We start from the raw sequence: 17,686 nt of genomic DNA on the forward strand, positions 1-17,686 counted from the left end.
TTGCTATAAACTGCATTTTCGTTTTTACGAAGTCAGAACAATCTGTGTTTCCCAAACGAGTGATTTTAAAGGCCTTCCTGAAAATGGAAGGTTTTTTATTTAATGACGAATTAGCAATTACGAATTACGAATGCAAGCGGAGATTGCCGCGAAAAAATAATCGCAGATTTCAGAGGGATGAAGGGGATTGCACAGATTATTTTGCTGGCGCAAAACAAAAATGCAGTTTATGAGAAGTTGAAGTTTTAAAAACTCTTCAATTTGCTATAAACTGCATTTTCGTTTTTACGAAGTCAGAACAATCTGTGTTTCCCAAACGAGTGATTTTAAAGGCCTTCCTGAAAATGGGAGGTTTTTTATTTAATTACGAATTAGCAATTACGAATTACGAATGTAAGCGGAGATTGCCGCGGAAAAAATAATCGCAGATTTCAGAGGGATGAAGGGGATTACACAGATTATTTTGCTGGCGCAAAACAAAAATGCAGTTTATGAGAAGTTGAAGTTTTAAAAACTCTTCAATTTGCTATAAACTGCATTTTCGTTTTTACGAAGTAAAAACAATCTGTGTAATCCCCTTCATCCCTCTGAAATCTGCGATCCTCCTTCGCTTAGCTCTTCGCACTCATTCGTAATTCGTAATTATTAATTCTTAATCAGTATCTCTATTGCTTTTTTCACATTCGCATCATCGGCATTCACCGCTTCAAAATATCCTTCGCTCCTGTAAAGTTGCCTGGCCACGGCCATCTTCATCGAATTGTTAAGGAATGTCCTTTCCTTTTCGGAGATACCCGAAAGCTTGATGGAATCCTTCGCAGCCATCGTTTCCAGCAGCAGCCAGCTTTCGGGGGTGATGCTGAATGACTTTACAAATTCTTCCGGCGTTTTATAAGTTTGCTGGAGGGTGGGGTGCAGCAGGTAATAGCGGTACCCATAATCGGTGAGGATGCTTTTGCTGAAAAGCCTGGCAGTTACAAGGCCTATTTTGCTGGTATCCGCCGCTACGAAATAATCGGGTGAAATACCTCCTCCGCCGAAGATCTTTTTGCCCTTCACCAATGTTTTGAAAATTTTTGTAGTATCGTTCTTTACCGAATCGGCACTTACCATTTCACCATCGGTATAGCGGTTGTATACTTCATCGTAATAAGCATGTTTGCCCTTGGTGTACGGGCGCTGTATGCTGCGGCCTGCGGGGGTGTAATAACGGGCAATGGTCAGTCGCAGTGCACTGTTGTCGCTCAGGGTATATTGATCCTGCACCAGCCCTTTTCCAAAGCTGCGGCGGCCCACGATGGTCGCCCTGTCCCAGTCCTGCAAAGCACCCAGCAATATCTCGCTGGCGCTGGCAGTTCCTTCATTGGCCAATACCACCAGTTCGCCGGTTTCAAATTGTCCCTGGCGGCGGCAACGGTATTCTTTTTTGGCGGTATGTTTACCTTCGGTGTAAGTGATGATTTTATCGCCGGCAAGGAATTCGTCGGCAATTTCTACCGCTTCTTCCAGCACACCACCACCATTGTCACGCAGGTCGAGGATCAGTTTCTGCATACCTTTTTTCTTCAGGTCTTCCAGGCTGATCATGAATTCGCGGTAAGTTTTTGTACTGAACCTGTTGAGGCGGATATAACCGATCGTTTTGTCGATCATATAAGCCGCATCCAGGCTGACCAGCGGAATGACGCCGCGTTTTACGGCGAAATTCATTTTCTTGCTGTCGCGGAGCACGCTGAGATTTACATCGCTGCCCAACGGGCCGCGAAGGAGGCCGCGGATACGTTCCGAATCGATCTTCGTTCCGGAAATAATGCTGTCGCCGGCTTTGAGGATCTTGTCGCCGGTCTTGATGCCCGCGGCAAACGAAGGCCCGTCTTTCAACACGTTCACCACATGCAGCGTATCCTGTATGATGTTAAATTCGATGCCTACGCCAAAAAAGCTGCCGTTGATGTCTTCATTCACCCGCTGTACGTCCGAAGCAGGAATAAATGCCGAGTGGGGATCGAGCTGCAGCAACATGGCCTGTATGCCCGAATCGGCGATCATATTGAGGTTTACGTCATCCACATATTTTCTCTGGATCAGGTCCATCACTTCCTGTATAGGCCTGCGTTTTTCGGTGTAAAAAAAACTTTTGCCGGGGATACCATCTCTCATCTTGTAGCCTATGAACATGCCGGCGATCAATGTGATACTAAATAACAGGGGTAACCAGACCTGTAACTTTTTGTTGTTCGTCATATAAAAAAACTTAAATACCCGTCGTTCCATCAGAGGAGTAAGTGCAAAGTTAATTTTTTTTGTGCCAACTATTTTTTATGAAATTTTCGAACGAATGTTCTACCTTGATGTTTCAAAGGAAATTACCATGAGCCTGATATTAATAGCCGATAGTGGTTCGAGCAAGACCGAATGGTGCCTTCTCGACGGGGCAAAAAAGAAGAAAACCCTCGATACACAAGGATTAAGCCCTTATTTTCTTTCAGGGGCGCAGATCTCCGAAGTGCTGCAGAATGAACTTTTTCCGAAGATCAAAAATTTCCTGCCGGATGAGATACATTTTTACGGTACCGGCTGCAGTAATCCCAACAATGTAAAGATCGTCCGCCAGGCACTCAGCTCGGTTTTCAAAGGCGCTAAAGTGTCGGTAGACCACGACCTGATGGGCGCTGCCAAAGCCCTTTGCGGAAACGAAAAAGGCATCGCCTGCATACTTGGCACGGGTGCCAATTCCTGTTACTTCAATGGAAAAAAGATCATGAAGAACAGCCCGGGACTGGGTTTCATCCTCGGTGATGAAGGAAGCGGGGCTTACCTGGGTAAAAAAGTGATACAATATTACCTTTACAACACATTCGATGCCGACCTGATGGACAGGTTCGATGCGGCTTTCAACACCAATTCGTCGGAGATACTGGAGAATGTGTACAAAAAACCTTTGCCCAACAAATACCTGGCAAATTTTGCCATGTTCCTCGCAGAGAACCGCGGGCATTTCATGATCGAGAATATCATTGAGGACGGGTTCAACGATTTTTTCTTCAACCATATTTATAAATACAGGGAAAGCTGGACCATGCCGATCAATTTTGCGGGCAGCATCGCTTACGGCTTCAGAGACGTGCTGAAGGATCTCTGTAATTCATACGAGCTTCAGCTCGGTAAAGTGATCAAACGCCCCATGGATGGGCTGATCAAATTTCATCAACAAAAATAGGCGCAGCATTATGGCTTTTGTAAAAATGACTGAAGGGGATTCCCATTATCACGGGCTGGAAAAGATGCCAATCGGGGAGTTACTGAAAAATATAAATAAAGAAGATAAAACAGTACCTGACGTAGTAGAAGGGGTGATCCCGCAGATAGAAGTGCTGGTGCATGCCATAGTAGATAAGATGCTTGCCGGTGGGAGGCTTTTTTATATCGGAGCGGGCACCAGTGGCAGGCTGGGAATTGTGGATGCGAGCGAATGTCCGCCTACTTACGGTGTGCCATACGGCCTGGTGGTGGGCATCATTGCCGGGGGCAAAAAGGCGATCACCGAAGCGGTTGAATTTGCCGAAGACGATACCGAGCAGGGCTGGCTCGACCTGCAGGAACACAATGCCAACAGCGCCGATGTGGTGATAGGCATCGCGGCCAGCGGCACCACTCCTTACGTCATCAACGCGTTGGAAAAATGCCGCGAACATAATATTATCACCGGGAGCATCTGCTGCAATCCTGATGCGCCCCTGAGCGCCGCCGCCGACTTTCCGGTAGAAGTGGTAGTAGGCCCCGAATTCGTGACCGGAAGCACCCGCATGAAAAGCGGAACGGCGCAGAAGCTGGTACTCAACATGATCTCCACTTCGGTGATGATACAGCTGGGCAGGGTAGAAGATAACAAGATGGTGAACATGCAACTGACGAACGACAAGCTTGTAGACCGCGGCGTGAAAATGCTGATGGAAAATACCGGCATCACAGCATATGAAACCGCCAAAGAATTGTTGCTGGCAAATAAAACGGTGAAAAAAGCCACGGAAGCCTATAAAACGACCAACGGCGACTGATGACTGACGGCCGACTACAGACGACGGACGACCGACCACCGTACTGACTTTCGGCCGGGAGTATTGTTAATTTCCTGGCGTTTTCTTGCTTAGTAATACATTATTATAAAATTCCCTGAACCTAATTCAACTCCAGGGAACCGATCGTCCATGGTACGTGGTCTATCGTCAGTGGTCTGTGGTCCGTCGTCATCCTCCACCGCTCATCCACTTTCTGATTACTTATTCTATATTTCTTATTTCATATTCCTTTTTTCCGTAAATTAGACTTCAGATTAGTTTAACCAAAAAAAGGCACTTATGAAATCTAAAATTTTACTCTCTTCTGCATTACTGGTAACTGCCCTCGCCGCCAATGCACAGCAATCCAACAAAGCATATGCGATCACCGGAGACGGAACGAAAGATTTCCTCTGGATGAATATCCGCCAGGTGGACCTCTCGACAGGCAAAGTGGAGAAAACGATCTTCCAGCGCAGCAAAACGAATTTTACCATGACGGATGCTGCCAGCAAAAAAACGATAGATCAATCGTTCAACACCGATGGAAACATTTTTGCTTCCAAAGATTATCCTACCGGCACATTTGTGGCTGGCGCGGCTTACGACAGGCGGTCGAATAAATTATTCTTCATCCCTATGCGCATGGGCGAACTGCGCTGGCTCGACCTGGACAGCAAACAGGATGCACCGAAGTTTTATACCATCAGCAGCCCGCTGCTGAAAGTATCGGCGGTAGCAACCGATGAAGCCAATCATATCACCCGTATGGTGATCGGTGCTGATGGAAACGGTTATGCCATCACCAATGATGGTAACAGCGTGATTCGTTTCACTACCGGTAAAAAGCCTGTCATCACCGACCTGGGCAACCTGATCGATGATGAAAAGAACGGCGGTATTTCCATTCACAACAAATGCACCAGCTGGGGTGGAGATATGGTAGCCGATGCTTTCGGCAAACTGTACATCATTTCGGCCAGCCATAGTGTTTTTTCAATCGATCTCAACAGCCGCGTAGCCACTTACAAAGGCGCCATCACCGGGCTTCCGGGCGGTTATACCACCAACGGTGCGGCGGTGGATGCCGAAGGCAATATCATAGTGAGCAGCGCCAATGTATTTGAAGGTTATTATAAGCTGAAACTCGACGACCTGAAAGCAGTGAAGATGGAAGGTTCGGATGTGGTATACAATGCTTCCGACCTTGCCAATGGCAACCTGCTGTTGCAAAAAGAAGCAGATGCGGCAAAGAAATTTGTAGTGGTGGAAGACCTGCCAAAGATCGCTATCAACACGGATAACAGGGTATTCCCGAATCCTGTGACGGGCTCAACTTTCAAAGTATTGTTTGACAATAATAAGAATGGCGTTTATACATTAATACTCACCGACATCACCGGCCGTCCGCTTCAATCAAAGAAAGTGACGATCGTAAAAGGTCAGCAGACAGAAACGATCAGCCTCAATGGAAGTCCTGCAAAAGGAACGTACATGCTGAAAGCGCTGGATGAAAAGAACCAGGTGGTATTTACAGAAAAACTGATCATTCAATAAAGATTTTTTTGGGTTAATAAGTCAGGGGCTACCATTTGGTAGCCTTTTTTTATCACAGATTTTATGGATCACGCGGATTACACAGATTAATTTATTCTGGTAAACCGTTGCAATAGGTATTGGATTATTTATAGAACAACTTTAAAAGCTTGCCGGTATCAGTTGTCCGTCGTCAAGACAGTCTGTTGTCTGTGGTCGGTTGTCGGTGGTCGCTCGTCGCTTTCACAAATAAATATAAAAATCCCCGCCATTTTCTGCCCGTTTTCTCGGAATTTTGCATCAAAAAGGAACAGGGATGCAGGATATAGAACCATATTACAACTGGCGCCACTTATACGCCGCAGAAGAAGACAGGCTTTCCCCATTTTTCGGCCGCACTTACAGCGAGTTCGAATATTCGATGACGCTTTACAATTATTACATTCACCCGCAATGGGACGATTTCGGCTCGCGAACTTTATACATGAAATTGTTGTTTGTAGATTATGAACAGCATTATGCTATCATCGAATTACTGGGAGAATGGAACGACGCGATCGAAAACGATATCATGACGTTGAGATACGATGTCATGGATCAGTTGTTTTCAAGAGGGATAACTAAATACATCATCGTGGCCGAAAACGTGTTGAACTTTCACAGCAGCGATGATAGTTATTACCAGGAATGGCGTGAGCAACTGGAAGACGATCATGGCTGGGTGGTGCTGATAGGATTGCCGGAACAAAGCAAACATGATTTCAAAAAAGCCCGGCTCACCAATTACATCGAACTCCTGGAACTTCCGCAATGGCGCACATTGAAACCGGAAGTGATCTTTCAGCTGATCGATAGTGAGATGGGAAGGCGGTTAGAATAAACCCCGGAGGTTTTCAAAACCTCCGGGGTTTGAAACCTCCGGGGTTTGAAACCTCCGGGTGTTTGAAACTTCGGGTGTTTGAAAGCATGCAATCGTTCCCGCCAAACTTTGTTCCGTAAAACTAATTATTTTACAATTTTGTGACGTACTTTTGCAACACCAAATTACTCTTATCAATATTCTCTTTATGACTTGGAAACATTTTTTCACTTCTTCCCTTGGTAAAAAATACGTAATGGCCTTTACCGGCTTTTTTCTGATAACTTTCTTAATCGTGCATGCAGGAATCAATTCCTGCATTTTTTTAAACGATAACGGAAAGACTTTTAATATAGTAGGCCGCTTCATGAGCCATAACTGGATAGTACGTTTCCTCGAGTTAGGATTGTTTGCCGGGCTCATAGTTCATATAATCCAGGGGCTTATGCTCTGGAGGCAAAATGTGGCTGCACGCCCGGTGAAATATTACAGCAACAAACCAGAGAAGAACAGTACCTGGTACAGCCGCTCCATGGGGCTCCTGGGAACACTGTTGCTGATCTTCCTGGTGATCCATCTCGCACATTTTTATGTAGGTACCAAAGTAGCTTTATATGCACATCATGATGCCCCGCACAACCTGTATGCAGAAATGCATGAAGTGTTTCAGCAATGGTGGGTGGTTGCGATCTACCTGCTTGGTATTGTGGCATTGTTCTGGCACCTGATGCACGGTTTTCAAAGTGCATTCCAGTCACTCGGTGTCAATAACAAAAAATTCATACCTATTATCAACGCAGCAGGAATAGGATATACGGTGATCATCTGCCTGGCGTTCGCATTGATGCCGATCGCTTTTCATTTCGGATGGATCACTTACACTCCTGAAGTAGTTCCGGCTATACCGGTACATTAAAAAACTGAATTAACTAAGTTTAACCGATAAGATAGTTACGCAACCCTTGCCACACTATCAACTATCAACCATCAACTATCAACTATTATGGCTTTAGATTCAAAGATCCCTCATGGTAAAATGGATGAAAAGTGGGATGACTACAAAGGACATGTAAAACTGGTAAATCCGGCCAACAAACGTAAGCTGGAAATAATCGTAGTAGGTACCGGACTTGCAGGCGCATCCGCTGCCGCATCTTTGGGTGAAATGGGGTATAAGGTCAAAACATTTTGTTTCCAGGATAGTCCGCGCCGTGCACACAGTATCGCCGCACAGGGTGGTATCAATGCCGCAAAAAACTACCAGAACGATGGCGACAGCGTTTTCCGTCTGTTTTATGATACAGTAAAAGGGGGCGATTATCGTGCACGTGAAGCCAATGTACACCGCCTCGCCGAAGTGAGCGCTGCCATCATCGATCAGTGTGTGGCGCAGGGTGTTCCGTTCGCAAGGGAATATGGTGGGTTGCTGAGCAACAGGAGCTTTGGAGGCACGCAGGTACAGCGTACTTTTTACGCAGCGGGCCAGACAGGCCAACAATTATTATTAGGAGCTTACAGCGCCCTCGAAAGGCAGGTGGCGCTGGGTAATGTAACACAATACAGCCGCCACGAAATGCTGGATGTGGTGATGATCGACGGCAAAGCCCGCGGCATCATCGCACGCGATCTCGTGACCGGCGAACTCGAACGTCATTTCGGGCACGCGGTACTGTTATGCACCGGCGGTTACGGAAACGTTTTTTATCTTAGTACAAACGCCATGGGCAGTAATGTTACGGCCGCGTGGAAAGCCCACAAAAAAGGCGCTTTCTTTGGCAACCCATGTTTTACACAGATACATCCTACCTGCATCCCGGTAACCGGTGACCACCAGAGCAAACTCACGCTTATGAGTGAGAGTTTGCGCAACGATGGCCGTATCTGGGTACCAAAAGCAAAAGACGATAAACGTAAAGCGGTGGATATCCCGGAAGAAGAAAGGGATTACTACCTCGAAAGAAGATATCCTGCCTTTGGTAACCTCGTACCCCGTGACGTGGCGAGCCGTGCGGCAAAAGAACGTTGTGATGAAGGATACGGAGTGGGCACTACCAAACTGGCGGTATATCTTGATTTCGCTGATGCCATCAAACGTTATGGTAAGATCGAAGCCGGCAAAACCGGTAACCATCATCCTTCCGACGATGAAGCGATCACTTTGGGTAAAGCCGTAGTGAAAGAAAAATACGGTAACCTGTTTGATATGTATGAAAAGATAACCGGCGAAAATCCATACGAAATGCCGATGAGGATCTATCCGGCCGTGCATTACACCATGGGCGGACTTTGGGTGGATTACGAACTGCAGACAAGCGTTCCGGGATTATATGCTTTGGGCGAAGCCAACTTCAGCGATCATGGTGCCAACAGGCTGGGTGCTTCGGCGCTGATGCAGGGGCTGGCAGATGGTTACTTCGTGATTCCTTACACACTGGGTAATTACCTGGCGGATGAGATCCGTGTGAATGCAATACCACTGGATCACCCCGCGTTTGTACAAACAGAAAAAGCGGTGAGCGACAGGCTGAATACCCTGATCAATATCAAAGGAACCGAATCTGTAGAAAGTTTCCACAAACGCCTTGGTAAGATCATGTGGGATAAATGCGGAATGGCGCGAAACGCAAAAGGCTTGCAGGAAGCGATCGTTGAGATACAGCAATTGAAAAAAGAATTCTGGAGCAATGTTCGTATCCCCGGCGAAGTAAACGAATTCAATACCGAGCTGGATAAAGCAGGCAGGGTAGCAGATTTTATAGAGTTGGGCGAACTGATGTGTAAAGATGCATTGAACCGTAACGAAAGCTGTGGTGGCCACTTCCGCGAAGAAAGCCAGACAGAAGACGGTGAAGCAAAACGCGATGACGAAAATTTCAGCTACGTAGCCGCCTGGGAATATAAAGGTGATAGCAACTGGGAATTGAACAAGGAGCCGCTGGAATTTGAGATCGTGAAACCGACGCAGAGGAGTTATAAATAACAAGGAACAATTTACCAATATAACCATATAACAATTCAATATGGAGCATTACAATATGAACCTCACACTTAAAGTGTGGAAACAGAAGAACAGCAAGGCAAAAGGTGGTTTTGAAACTTACCAGGTAAAGAATATTTCTTCGGAAATGTCTTTCCTCGAAATGTTTGATGTATTGAACGAGCAGTTGATTGAAGAAAATAAAGAACCGATCGCATTTGATCACGATTGCCGCGAAGGTATCTGTGGTATGTGCAGCATGTATATCAACGGACAGGCACACGGCCCATGGCAGCAGAACACTACCTGCCAGTTGCACATGCGTGCTTTCAAAGATGGCGATACCATTGTGGTAGAACCATGGCGCAGCAGGGCTTTTCCGGTGATAAAGGACCTGGTGGTAGACCGTACTTCCTTCGACAGGATCATCCAGGCTGGTGGTTATATCAGCGTGAATACCGGTAACGCGGTAGATGCCAATGCACTGCCGATCGATAAAAAAGATGCGGATGCAGCATTTATGGCAGCAGCCTGTATCGGTTGCGGAGCCTGCGTGGCCACCTGCAAGAACGGTAGCGCCATGCTCTTCACCAGTGCGAAGGTGAGCCAGCTGGCATTGCTTCCGCAAGGAGCGCCTGAAAGGGAAACCAGGGTACTCAACATGGTAGCGCAAATGGATAAGGAAGGGTTTGGTAACTGTACCAACACTTACGCCTGCGAAGCCGAATGCCCTAAAGGGATCTCGGTGAGCAACATCGCCCGTATGAACCGGGAATTCCTGAGTGCGGAATTGAACTCCGAAGAATAGACTAAAGGTTTATAATATTCGTTAATACCCTCTGTTATAGAGGGTATTTTTTTGGGGATGCGGGATGCTGGTTGCCCGATGTTCGTTAGCAGGCAACTCTGTTGTGGTATCCGGTATCTATTATTCCGTAACCGTATCTGCATCCGGTAACCAGCATCCAGCAAAATACCCTATTTTTAAACTACAGAACTACACTCCCAAAGATTGAAATTTAAACGGATATACCTGCTTGTTGCTGCCTTGATGCTCGTACAGGCATTGTCGGCTCAGGTGAATCCATTGTCGAACCTCCGGAAAAAAAGCCTTGCGGTGCGTATGCCTTCACAAAAGCTGGACAGCATGAGTATTGCGCCTGGTACTTTGACAATAGCCGGGATTCCTGAATCAGCTTACAGGATCGATGAAGTAAATGCCACCATCTACTGGAACGGGAAACCTTCCTCCGACAGCATCGCCGTCACGTACCGCGTTTTTCCTTTTAAACTGAATGCGGTGGCCAGCCGTTACAACTACGACAGCATCCGTTTTAATTTCCTGGCGGAAAAACCTTTTACCGTAAAAAATTCTTCGCGGCAGAGCGGTAACCCCTTTCTCGATTTTGGTACGATACATACCGAGGGTAGTTTTGGCCGGGCCATATCTTTTGGCAATAGCCAGGATGCGGTGGTAAACAGCACGATGAACCTTCAACTGAATGGTTTTATCGGCGACAGCCTCGAACTTACAGCAGCAGTTACGGATAACAATATCCCGATACAGCCCGATGGAAATACCCAGGATCTGCGTGATTTTGACAGGATCTTTTTGCAGATAAAAAAACGCAACTGGCAGGTCAATTTTGGCGACATCGATATCAGGCAAAGCAAAAATTATTTCCTCAATTTTTATAAACGTTTGCAAGGTGTTTCTTTCATCACTGACAATAAGATCGGCAAAAATGTTTCCAATTCATTATTGCTGAGCGGCGCTATTGCCAAAGGTAAATTTACCCGCAACATACTTACCACGCTCGAAGGAAACCAGGGGCCATACAGGCTTTCGGGTGCCAACAACGAATTTTATTTTGTGATCCTCGCGGGTACCGAAAGGGTTTATCTTGATGGGCAGTTGCTGCAGCGTGGAGAAGACCAGGATTACGTGATCAACTACAATACAGCCGAACTAACGTTTACGCCTAAACGAATGATCACCAAAGACAGCAGGGTGCAGGTGGAATTTGAATATGCCGACAGGAACTACCTGAACTCGCAGATCTATGTGAGCGATGAGATAAAAGTGGGAAAGAAACTGAATGTATACCTGGGAGCATACTCTAATACCGATGCGAAAAATTCTTCCATCGATCAGACATTGGATGTAAAACAGAAACAATTCCTGGCGAGTGTGGGTGATAGCCTCAACGATGCTTTTTACCAGAGTGCGGTGAGGGATACTTTTTCGCCCGGGAAGATACTGTATAAAAAAATTGATACACTTTACAACCTGACGCAGCACGATTCCATTTATGTGCAATCTGCCGATCCTTCAGAAGTGTTGTACAGCCTGGCTTTCACGTATCTTGGTACAGGCAGGGGAAATTACGTGCAGGTACTCAATGCTACCAATGGCAAACTGTTCGCCTGGGTACAACCCAATGCTGCTGGACAACCTCAGGGCGATTGGGAACCGGTGACTTTATTGGTTACACCCAAACAGTTGCAGGTTTTTACCGTTGGCACGGAATACCTCTTGAGGCCCAACACCCGCTTCAAAGGGGAACTGGCGATGAGTAATTATGATGTAAACCTGTTTGCTTCAAAAGATAAAGGGAATGACCGCGGGCTGGCCGGAAAGTTTTCGTTGCAGAATGATTCAACAAAAGCACGGATCGCGAAACGCCAGCTTTATCTTCAAACCATCGTGGGTTACGAGTATGTAGAACGTAAATTTAAAGCGCTGGAAAGGTTGCGCAATGTGGAGTTTTACCGCGACTGGAGCCTTCCTTATAATGTGGAAGTGGCAGATGAACAGCTCATCAATGCATCTGCAAGATTGAGTGATAAAAAAGGAAACAATCTTCGCTATGAAGTTGTCAACTACGGCAGGAGCGACGGTTACCAGGGGTACCGCCAGACGCTGAGCCATTTCAGCGATGTAAAAGGATGGAAGCTTACTGACAACATCAGTTATACTTTTTTTGACAGCAGGATCAACAAAGGCGATTTTTTCCGGCCATCGCTGGATTTCAAAAAGCAATTGGTGAAATTCCGTAAAATGGAAACGGGGATCAGCTATATGGGCGAATTCAATAAACTACGCGATAAACTGGCGGATACACTGGCTTCTACGAGTTTCGGTTTTAATGTGTATGAATTTTATCTTCGTTCTGATGTAACAAAACTCAACAAATGGGGACTTTCATTTTTCCGTAGGAATGACCTGTTGCCGGTGAATACTGCATTGAAACAGGCCGACCGCAGCAACAATATCAATTTCAATACGGAGTTGCTCAAAAATGAAAAGCATCAGTTTAAATTTAACCTCACTTACCGTAGCCTGCACATCATCGATCCGGGGCTGAGCAGGCAAAAGGAAGATAACAGCGTATTAGGCCGTGCTGAATATTTTATCAATGAATTTAAAGGGTTCCTCAACGGAAACATGTTGTACGAAATAGGAAGCGGGCAGGAACAGAAACGTGAATACAGTTATGTGGAAGTGACGGCGGGGCAGGGGCAGTATACCTGGATAGATTACAATAATAACGGTATTCCCGAGTTGAATGAATTTGAAGAAGCCATTTACCAGGATCAGCGAAAATACATCCGTGTGTTTACCCCGGGAAGCGAATATGTAAAAGCGAATTACCTCCAGTTCAACTACAGCTTCAATCTCGACCCGAAAGCCATCCTGGATCCGGCTTCCGCTACAAGGGGATTCAAGAAATTATTGCTGCGAAGCAATACCAGTTCGGCATTACAGATCAGCAAAAAAAATATTGCGGATGGTAATTTTCTTTTTAATCCCTTCAGCCAGAAGCTGGTGGATACCACTTTGATCACCTTGAATTCTTATTTTTCCAATACGTATTTTTATAATCGTACAAGTACCAGGTGGGGCTTTGAGTTCACGCATAGCAAATCTTCTGCAAAGTCAATACTGGCTTATGGTTTTGAAAGCCGCAGGCTGAATAACCTTACCGGGAAGATCAGGATAAACCTGAGCAGGAATTTTGTCAGCAATTTTGTATTGAAACAAACTGTCAACGAACTCAGCACCAGCTCTGCAAAATTTGATAACAGGAATTATAATGTATTGCAAAATTACCTGGAGCCGAATATCACTTATGTATACAGATCCAATCTGCGTGCAACGCTCGCTTATTCCTATTCGCAAAAAAAGAACCGCATCGATTCGATGGAAAGAGCCATCAACAATGCTTTGACGACGGAGCTGAAATATAATATCCTTGCGAGCAGCAGTATCAATATTAAATTCATTTACAACCAGATCGGCTTCAAAGCTTATCCCGGAGCTGCTAATACCACTGTAGGCTACATTCTTCTCGACGGACTGCTTCCCGGAAAAAATTATCTCTGGAATGCTGAATATACCAAACGCCTCGGCGGAAATATCGAAATGAGCCTGCAATACGAAGGCCGTAAGCCAGGTACAGCGCAGACAGTGCATACCGGGAGGGCATCGATAAGAGCGCTGTTCTAAAATAATTAAGAATTAAAAATTAAGAATTAAGAATGCAAGCGAAGAACGAAGCAGAAAAATGATCACAGATTTCAGAGGGATGAAGCGGATTACACAGATTGTTTTTACTCAGTAAAAACGAAAAATGCAGGTTACAAAATGTCGAATTTTTATTATCATTCGTCTTCTTGTAAAATGCATTTTTCATTTCCTGCTTGCAGGAAATAATCTGTGTAATCCACTTCATCCCTCTGAAATCTGTGATCCTCGTCTGCTTATATCTTCGCCCAAATTCGTAATTCGTAATTATAAACTACAAATGCGGCCAAAATAGCCGCATTTGTATAATATTGGATTTTGATATAGTATTCTGTATCTGTGTTCTTATATTGCCGGTTCCAGGTCTTTGTAATAGGATTTGTTGGATTTTAAATTAGCTAAAAAGCCCGCCTTTCTTTAGAGGCCTGAAAGCTTCACCAACTTTAAATCCGTTGTTGAACACTTCAATTTTATAGTTACCAGTCATGAAGTTTGAATTTGGTTTCCAGTCAAAGCTCACGTTCTGTTTTTTGTTCTGAGTGTAATTAACTTCCAGTTTCTGGGTAAATGGTTTTTGTTCACCATCCCTTGTGCTGAAAGTGCCTGAACCCAATGCTTCAACGGCTACCGGAGTACCGTCTGGTGCGGTAACACATACATACACTTCCTTGTTTCCGCTCTGTGCCAGCATGTTTTCATTCAGGTCAAAACTGATCCTTAACTTATCTACCCTTTTAGCAGTAGAAGTTGTTTTTTCCCTTCCGTTACTTTTTTCATTGATACCGATGATATTGAAGTTAGACGCCTGCAGGGTAGAACCTACATTGATCATATCTTCTTTTTCTTTGATCACCACAGTTGTTGAATCATAATCTTTCAGTGCTTTGTTACGCTGTGCTGTAACTGCTGCTTTTTCCTGGGTCAACTGGATCTTCTGTCCCTGCAGGATCTCCACCTGGTTCCTGTATCCTTCAATATCGCCGTTCAATGAAGCGATCAATGATTTAGCTTCGCTCAATTCAGCCTGTGTAGCATTTACTTTGCTCAGCAAACCTGCGATACGGGCCCTTTTTTCTTCGATATCTTTATCCTTTGCGGTAATAGAGCTGTCTTTTTTTGAATTGGAAGTTTTCAGCATATCATAACGCATTGCCGCATCTTCCAGTTCTTTCTGCAATTCATCACGTTGAGTAGATGTAGTTGCGATCACGGTTTCTTTCTGAGCGATCTCTTCTTTTTTCTGATTCTTATCATAGATGATGTAGCCCCATGTACCCAGTAATGCAGCTACCAGAACACCAGTCAGGATCGCACGGGTGTTGGATTTGTTCGTTGTTGTTGAGCTTACTTCTCTTGGAGTTTTTTCAGCTTCTGGAAAATTTTCGAAAGCCATAATAGGTAGATTTTATTGTAGTTAATAATCTTATTTAGAAAACAAGTAAAGTTTCAAACGATATTGGATAATTTTGATCTTTATTTCAATTTCGCTAGTTGATTTCCAAAACTATGCCAAAAAGAAAATTACAGCCTAAATTTATGCTGTTTTTGTTTAATATAAGTTAGAAATTCAGCGTTTTATGAGTGCAGAAAAAATTTTGGGGAGTTGGAAAAAAAAATCCTTCAAACCCGTTTATTGGCTGGAAGGAGAAGAAGAATATTATATCGATCAGCTGATGAATTATGCGGAGCATGAGTTACTGCCTGAATCTGAAGCATCTTTCAATCTTACCGTATTTTACGGCCGCGATGCCGACTGGGCTTCTGTGATGAATGCCTGCAAACGTTACCCGATGTTTGCAGAAAAACAAGTGGTGCTGCTCAAGGAAGCGCAGCATATGAAAGATATCGACAAACTGGAAGCATATGTTTCTGCTCCGCTGGATTCGACCATTTTTGTAGTGGGCTACAAGGGTAAAACGCTCGACAAACGTACAAAGCTTTATAAAGTGCTGCAGGCGAAAGCAGAAGTGTTTGTTTCTGCCAAGATCAAGGAAGGAAAAGTGCAGGAATGGATCGCCGAAATGGTGAAAGGCAAAGGATATAACATTCAGCCAAAATCAGTGGCGTTGCTGGAAGAGCATATCGGCAACGACCTCAGCCGCATCGCCAACGAGATCGATAAACTCTCCGTAAATCTTAAAGGAAAGAAAACGATCGATGAAGACGATATCGAAAAATACATCGGTATCAGCAAGGAGTACAATGTGTTTGAACTCCAGGCTGCTATTGCCCGCAAAGACCTGGTAAAAGCCATTACGATCATAAACTATTTTGAAAGCAATCCCAAAGCTGTGCCGATACAGATGGCGTTACCGGCTCTTTACGCCAATTTCAGCAAAGTGTATACGGTATATGGTATGAATGATAAAAGCGATAATGCGTTGAAGCCATTGTTTTATTTTAACAGCAATTCGTTGCAACAGGCGAAAGACATGATGAAAAATTACGGCTACAACGGCGTTGAAAGGATATTGCTTTTACTGCACCATTATAACCTGAAAAGCATCGGGGTAGGCGATAGCGGCTCATCAGGAGCGATGCTGATGAAGGAGATGGTGGTGAAAATGATGTTGTAGTCAATGGTGAATAGTCAATAGTGAATGGTCAACCCTTTAAAGGTTATAATGTTTTTTACATTTTTAATAACAGCAATAATGGTGAGATTAAAAACTTGGTTCGATGTGCAACCCTCAGAGGTTTGACTATTGACTATTCACTATTGACTAGCCCAGTTGCTTTTTCAAAAAACTCTCAATCGCCGAACACGGTACCAGGAAAGGCTTTTCTTCAATCACAACATTCAGTTCATTGCCGGAAACGGTATATCCGCCGATGATGGCATTGCCAAAAATGCTTAATTCAAAGCTGCCGCCACTGGTATCACCATTGAAAGTGCCACCCTGGCTTTCCACGCTTTTTTTAGCTTTTTGAAAAATTTCTTCCGGCGACCCGGAGAATGGTATATTAAAATTACATGCTGACATGCCCCAAAAGTAAGGATAAAAATAAAGCGTCCCATCATCTGACAGGACGCTTTATTTTTATTGCTTAAATGGAATGGATTATTGTACTCTTCCGTCTTTCTTGTCCTTGCTACGGCCGATGATATAACCACCTGCTGCACCTACTACACCACCAATGATGGCACCTTTACCACTTTTGCTTGCTACACCACCAATGACTGCACCACCCACACCACCAATGATAGCGCCTTTCGCCGCTTTACTTATACCTTTTTTCTGAGGTGCCGCAGCGGTGGATGTTCCGGTATTGGATGATCCGCTACTGGTATTTCCGGAAGAATTATTGTTATTGCTGCTACCGGAAGAGGCAGAAGAATTATTGTTGTTCCTTTTAGGCGCAGTAGTCGTTACATTATCGGCATTTCTTGTAGCAGCGGTCGCTGTTACGCCCGTATCAGTAAGATAACTGCCTTGCCTTGCAGAATCGCTCAATAAGATGAGATCCTTATTAGAATCAAGCTTTGTGTCTGTTTTTCCTTTGCAAGCTATAAACGAAGTTGTTATAGCAAGTGCGATTAATACCTTTTTCATGATCGTAGATTTATAATTATGCTGTTTAAGATTATGAAACTGTATATTGACAAAACTGTGCCAAACTTTCAAAGCAACGCGATATTTTTTTATAAGTACCCGATTCAACTGCTTAAATCATAACATATCGGGTTTTATAAATATTAAATAAAATGCAGGTGTTGCTGGACTGCT

Annotated in this window: 14 protein-coding genes; 10 read left to right on the forward strand and 4 right to left on the reverse strand. The window is 44.6% G+C overall.

Features of this window, described 5'->3' with window-relative positions; translation table 11 throughout:
- Positions 1–233 (forward strand): hypothetical protein (locus EGI32_RS06300; protein WP_255154533.1); only part of this gene is annotated, 233 nt, incomplete at its 5' end.
- 412 nt (positions 234–645) lie between these two features.
- On the opposite strand, the gene EGI32_RS06305 is transcribed toward EGI32_RS06300, so the two are convergent.
- Positions 646–2,244 carry a S41 family peptidase gene (locus tag EGI32_RS06305; protein WP_255154534.1) on the reverse strand — a complete coding sequence of 533 codons (1,599 nt, stop codon included), beginning with the start codon at positions 2,242–2,244 and terminating at the stop codon, positions 646–648.
- Positions 2,245–2,371: 127 nt separating this feature from the next.
- Between EGI32_RS06305 and EGI32_RS06310 the strand changes: the two genes are divergently transcribed.
- From EGI32_RS06310 to EGI32_RS06345, 8 genes are all read left to right on the forward strand, one after another.
- Complete coding sequence (locus EGI32_RS06310; RefSeq protein ID WP_255154535.1) at positions 2,372–3,220, forward strand: N-acetylglucosamine kinase; 849 nt, start codon at positions 2,372–2,374, stop codon at positions 3,218–3,220.
- A gap of 10 nt (positions 3,221–3,230) precedes the next feature.
- The gene (gene murQ, locus EGI32_RS06315) at positions 3,231–4,058 is read left to right on the forward strand and encodes an N-acetylmuramic acid 6-phosphate etherase (protein ID WP_255154536.1); all 828 of its coding nucleotides are present in this window, start codon (positions 3,231–3,233) and stop codon (positions 4,056–4,058) included.
- 300 nt (positions 4,059–4,358) lie between these two features.
- Positions 4,359–5,615, forward strand: a complete 1,257-nt coding sequence (locus EGI32_RS06320; protein WP_255154537.1) for a T9SS type A sorting domain-containing protein — start codon at positions 4,359–4,361, stop codon at positions 5,613–5,615.
- A 295-nt stretch (positions 5,616–5,910) separates the two neighbouring features.
- Positions 5,911–6,474, forward strand: coding sequence for a hypothetical protein (locus tag EGI32_RS06325; protein WP_255154538.1), 564 nt, complete (start codon positions 5,911–5,913; stop codon positions 6,472–6,474).
- A 187-nt stretch (positions 6,475–6,661) separates the two neighbouring features.
- Positions 6,662–7,369, forward strand: coding sequence for a succinate dehydrogenase cytochrome b subunit (locus EGI32_RS06330; RefSeq protein WP_255154539.1), 708 nt, complete (start codon positions 6,662–6,664; stop codon positions 7,367–7,369).
- 87 nt (positions 7,370–7,456) lie between these two features.
- Entirely contained in the window at positions 7,457–9,433 is a 1,977-nt protein-coding gene (locus tag EGI32_RS06335; protein ID WP_255154540.1) for a fumarate reductase/succinate dehydrogenase flavoprotein subunit, read from the forward strand.
- Between the two features lie 40 nt (positions 9,434–9,473).
- Positions 9,474–10,238: a succinate dehydrogenase/fumarate reductase iron-sulfur subunit gene (locus tag EGI32_RS06340; protein ID WP_255154541.1), complete on the forward strand. Its 765-nt coding sequence runs from the start codon at positions 9,474–9,476 to the stop codon at positions 10,236–10,238.
- A gap of 204 nt (positions 10,239–10,442) precedes the next feature.
- Positions 10,443–13,940, forward strand: coding sequence for a hypothetical protein (locus EGI32_RS06345; protein ID WP_255154542.1), 3,498 nt, complete (start codon positions 10,443–10,445; stop codon positions 13,938–13,940).
- A 412-nt stretch (positions 13,941–14,352) separates the two neighbouring features.
- On the opposite strand, the gene EGI32_RS06350 is transcribed toward EGI32_RS06345, so the two are convergent.
- Positions 14,353–15,351 carry a hypothetical protein gene (locus EGI32_RS06350; RefSeq protein ID WP_255154543.1) on the reverse strand — a complete coding sequence of 333 codons (999 nt, stop codon included), beginning with the start codon at positions 15,349–15,351 and terminating at the stop codon, positions 14,353–14,355.
- A gap of 184 nt (positions 15,352–15,535) precedes the next feature.
- Between EGI32_RS06350 and holA the strand changes: the two genes are divergently transcribed.
- A complete protein-coding gene (holA, locus tag EGI32_RS06355; RefSeq protein WP_255154544.1) occupies positions 15,536–16,534 on the forward strand; it encodes a DNA polymerase III subunit delta in 999 nt (332 codons plus the stop codon).
- Positions 16,535–16,681: 147 nt separating this feature from the next.
- Here the strand turns inward: holA and EGI32_RS06360 are convergent, their stop codons facing one another.
- Together EGI32_RS06360 and EGI32_RS06365 are read right to left on the reverse strand one after the other, a co-directional pair.
- The gene (locus EGI32_RS06360) at positions 16,682–16,942 is read right to left on the reverse strand and encodes a hypothetical protein (protein ID WP_255154545.1); all 261 of its coding nucleotides are present in this window, start codon (positions 16,940–16,942) and stop codon (positions 16,682–16,684) included.
- Between the two features lie 78 nt (positions 16,943–17,020).
- Positions 17,021–17,512, reverse strand: coding sequence for a glycine zipper domain-containing protein (locus tag EGI32_RS06365; RefSeq protein ID WP_255154546.1), 492 nt, complete (start codon positions 17,510–17,512; stop codon positions 17,021–17,023).
- Positions 17,513–17,686 lie beyond the last annotated feature (174 nt).

Source organism: Ferruginibacter sp. HRS2-29 (assembly GCF_024343615.1).
In the GTDB taxonomy this organism is placed as follows: domain Bacteria; phylum Bacteroidota; class Bacteroidia; order Chitinophagales; family Chitinophagaceae; genus Ferruginibacter.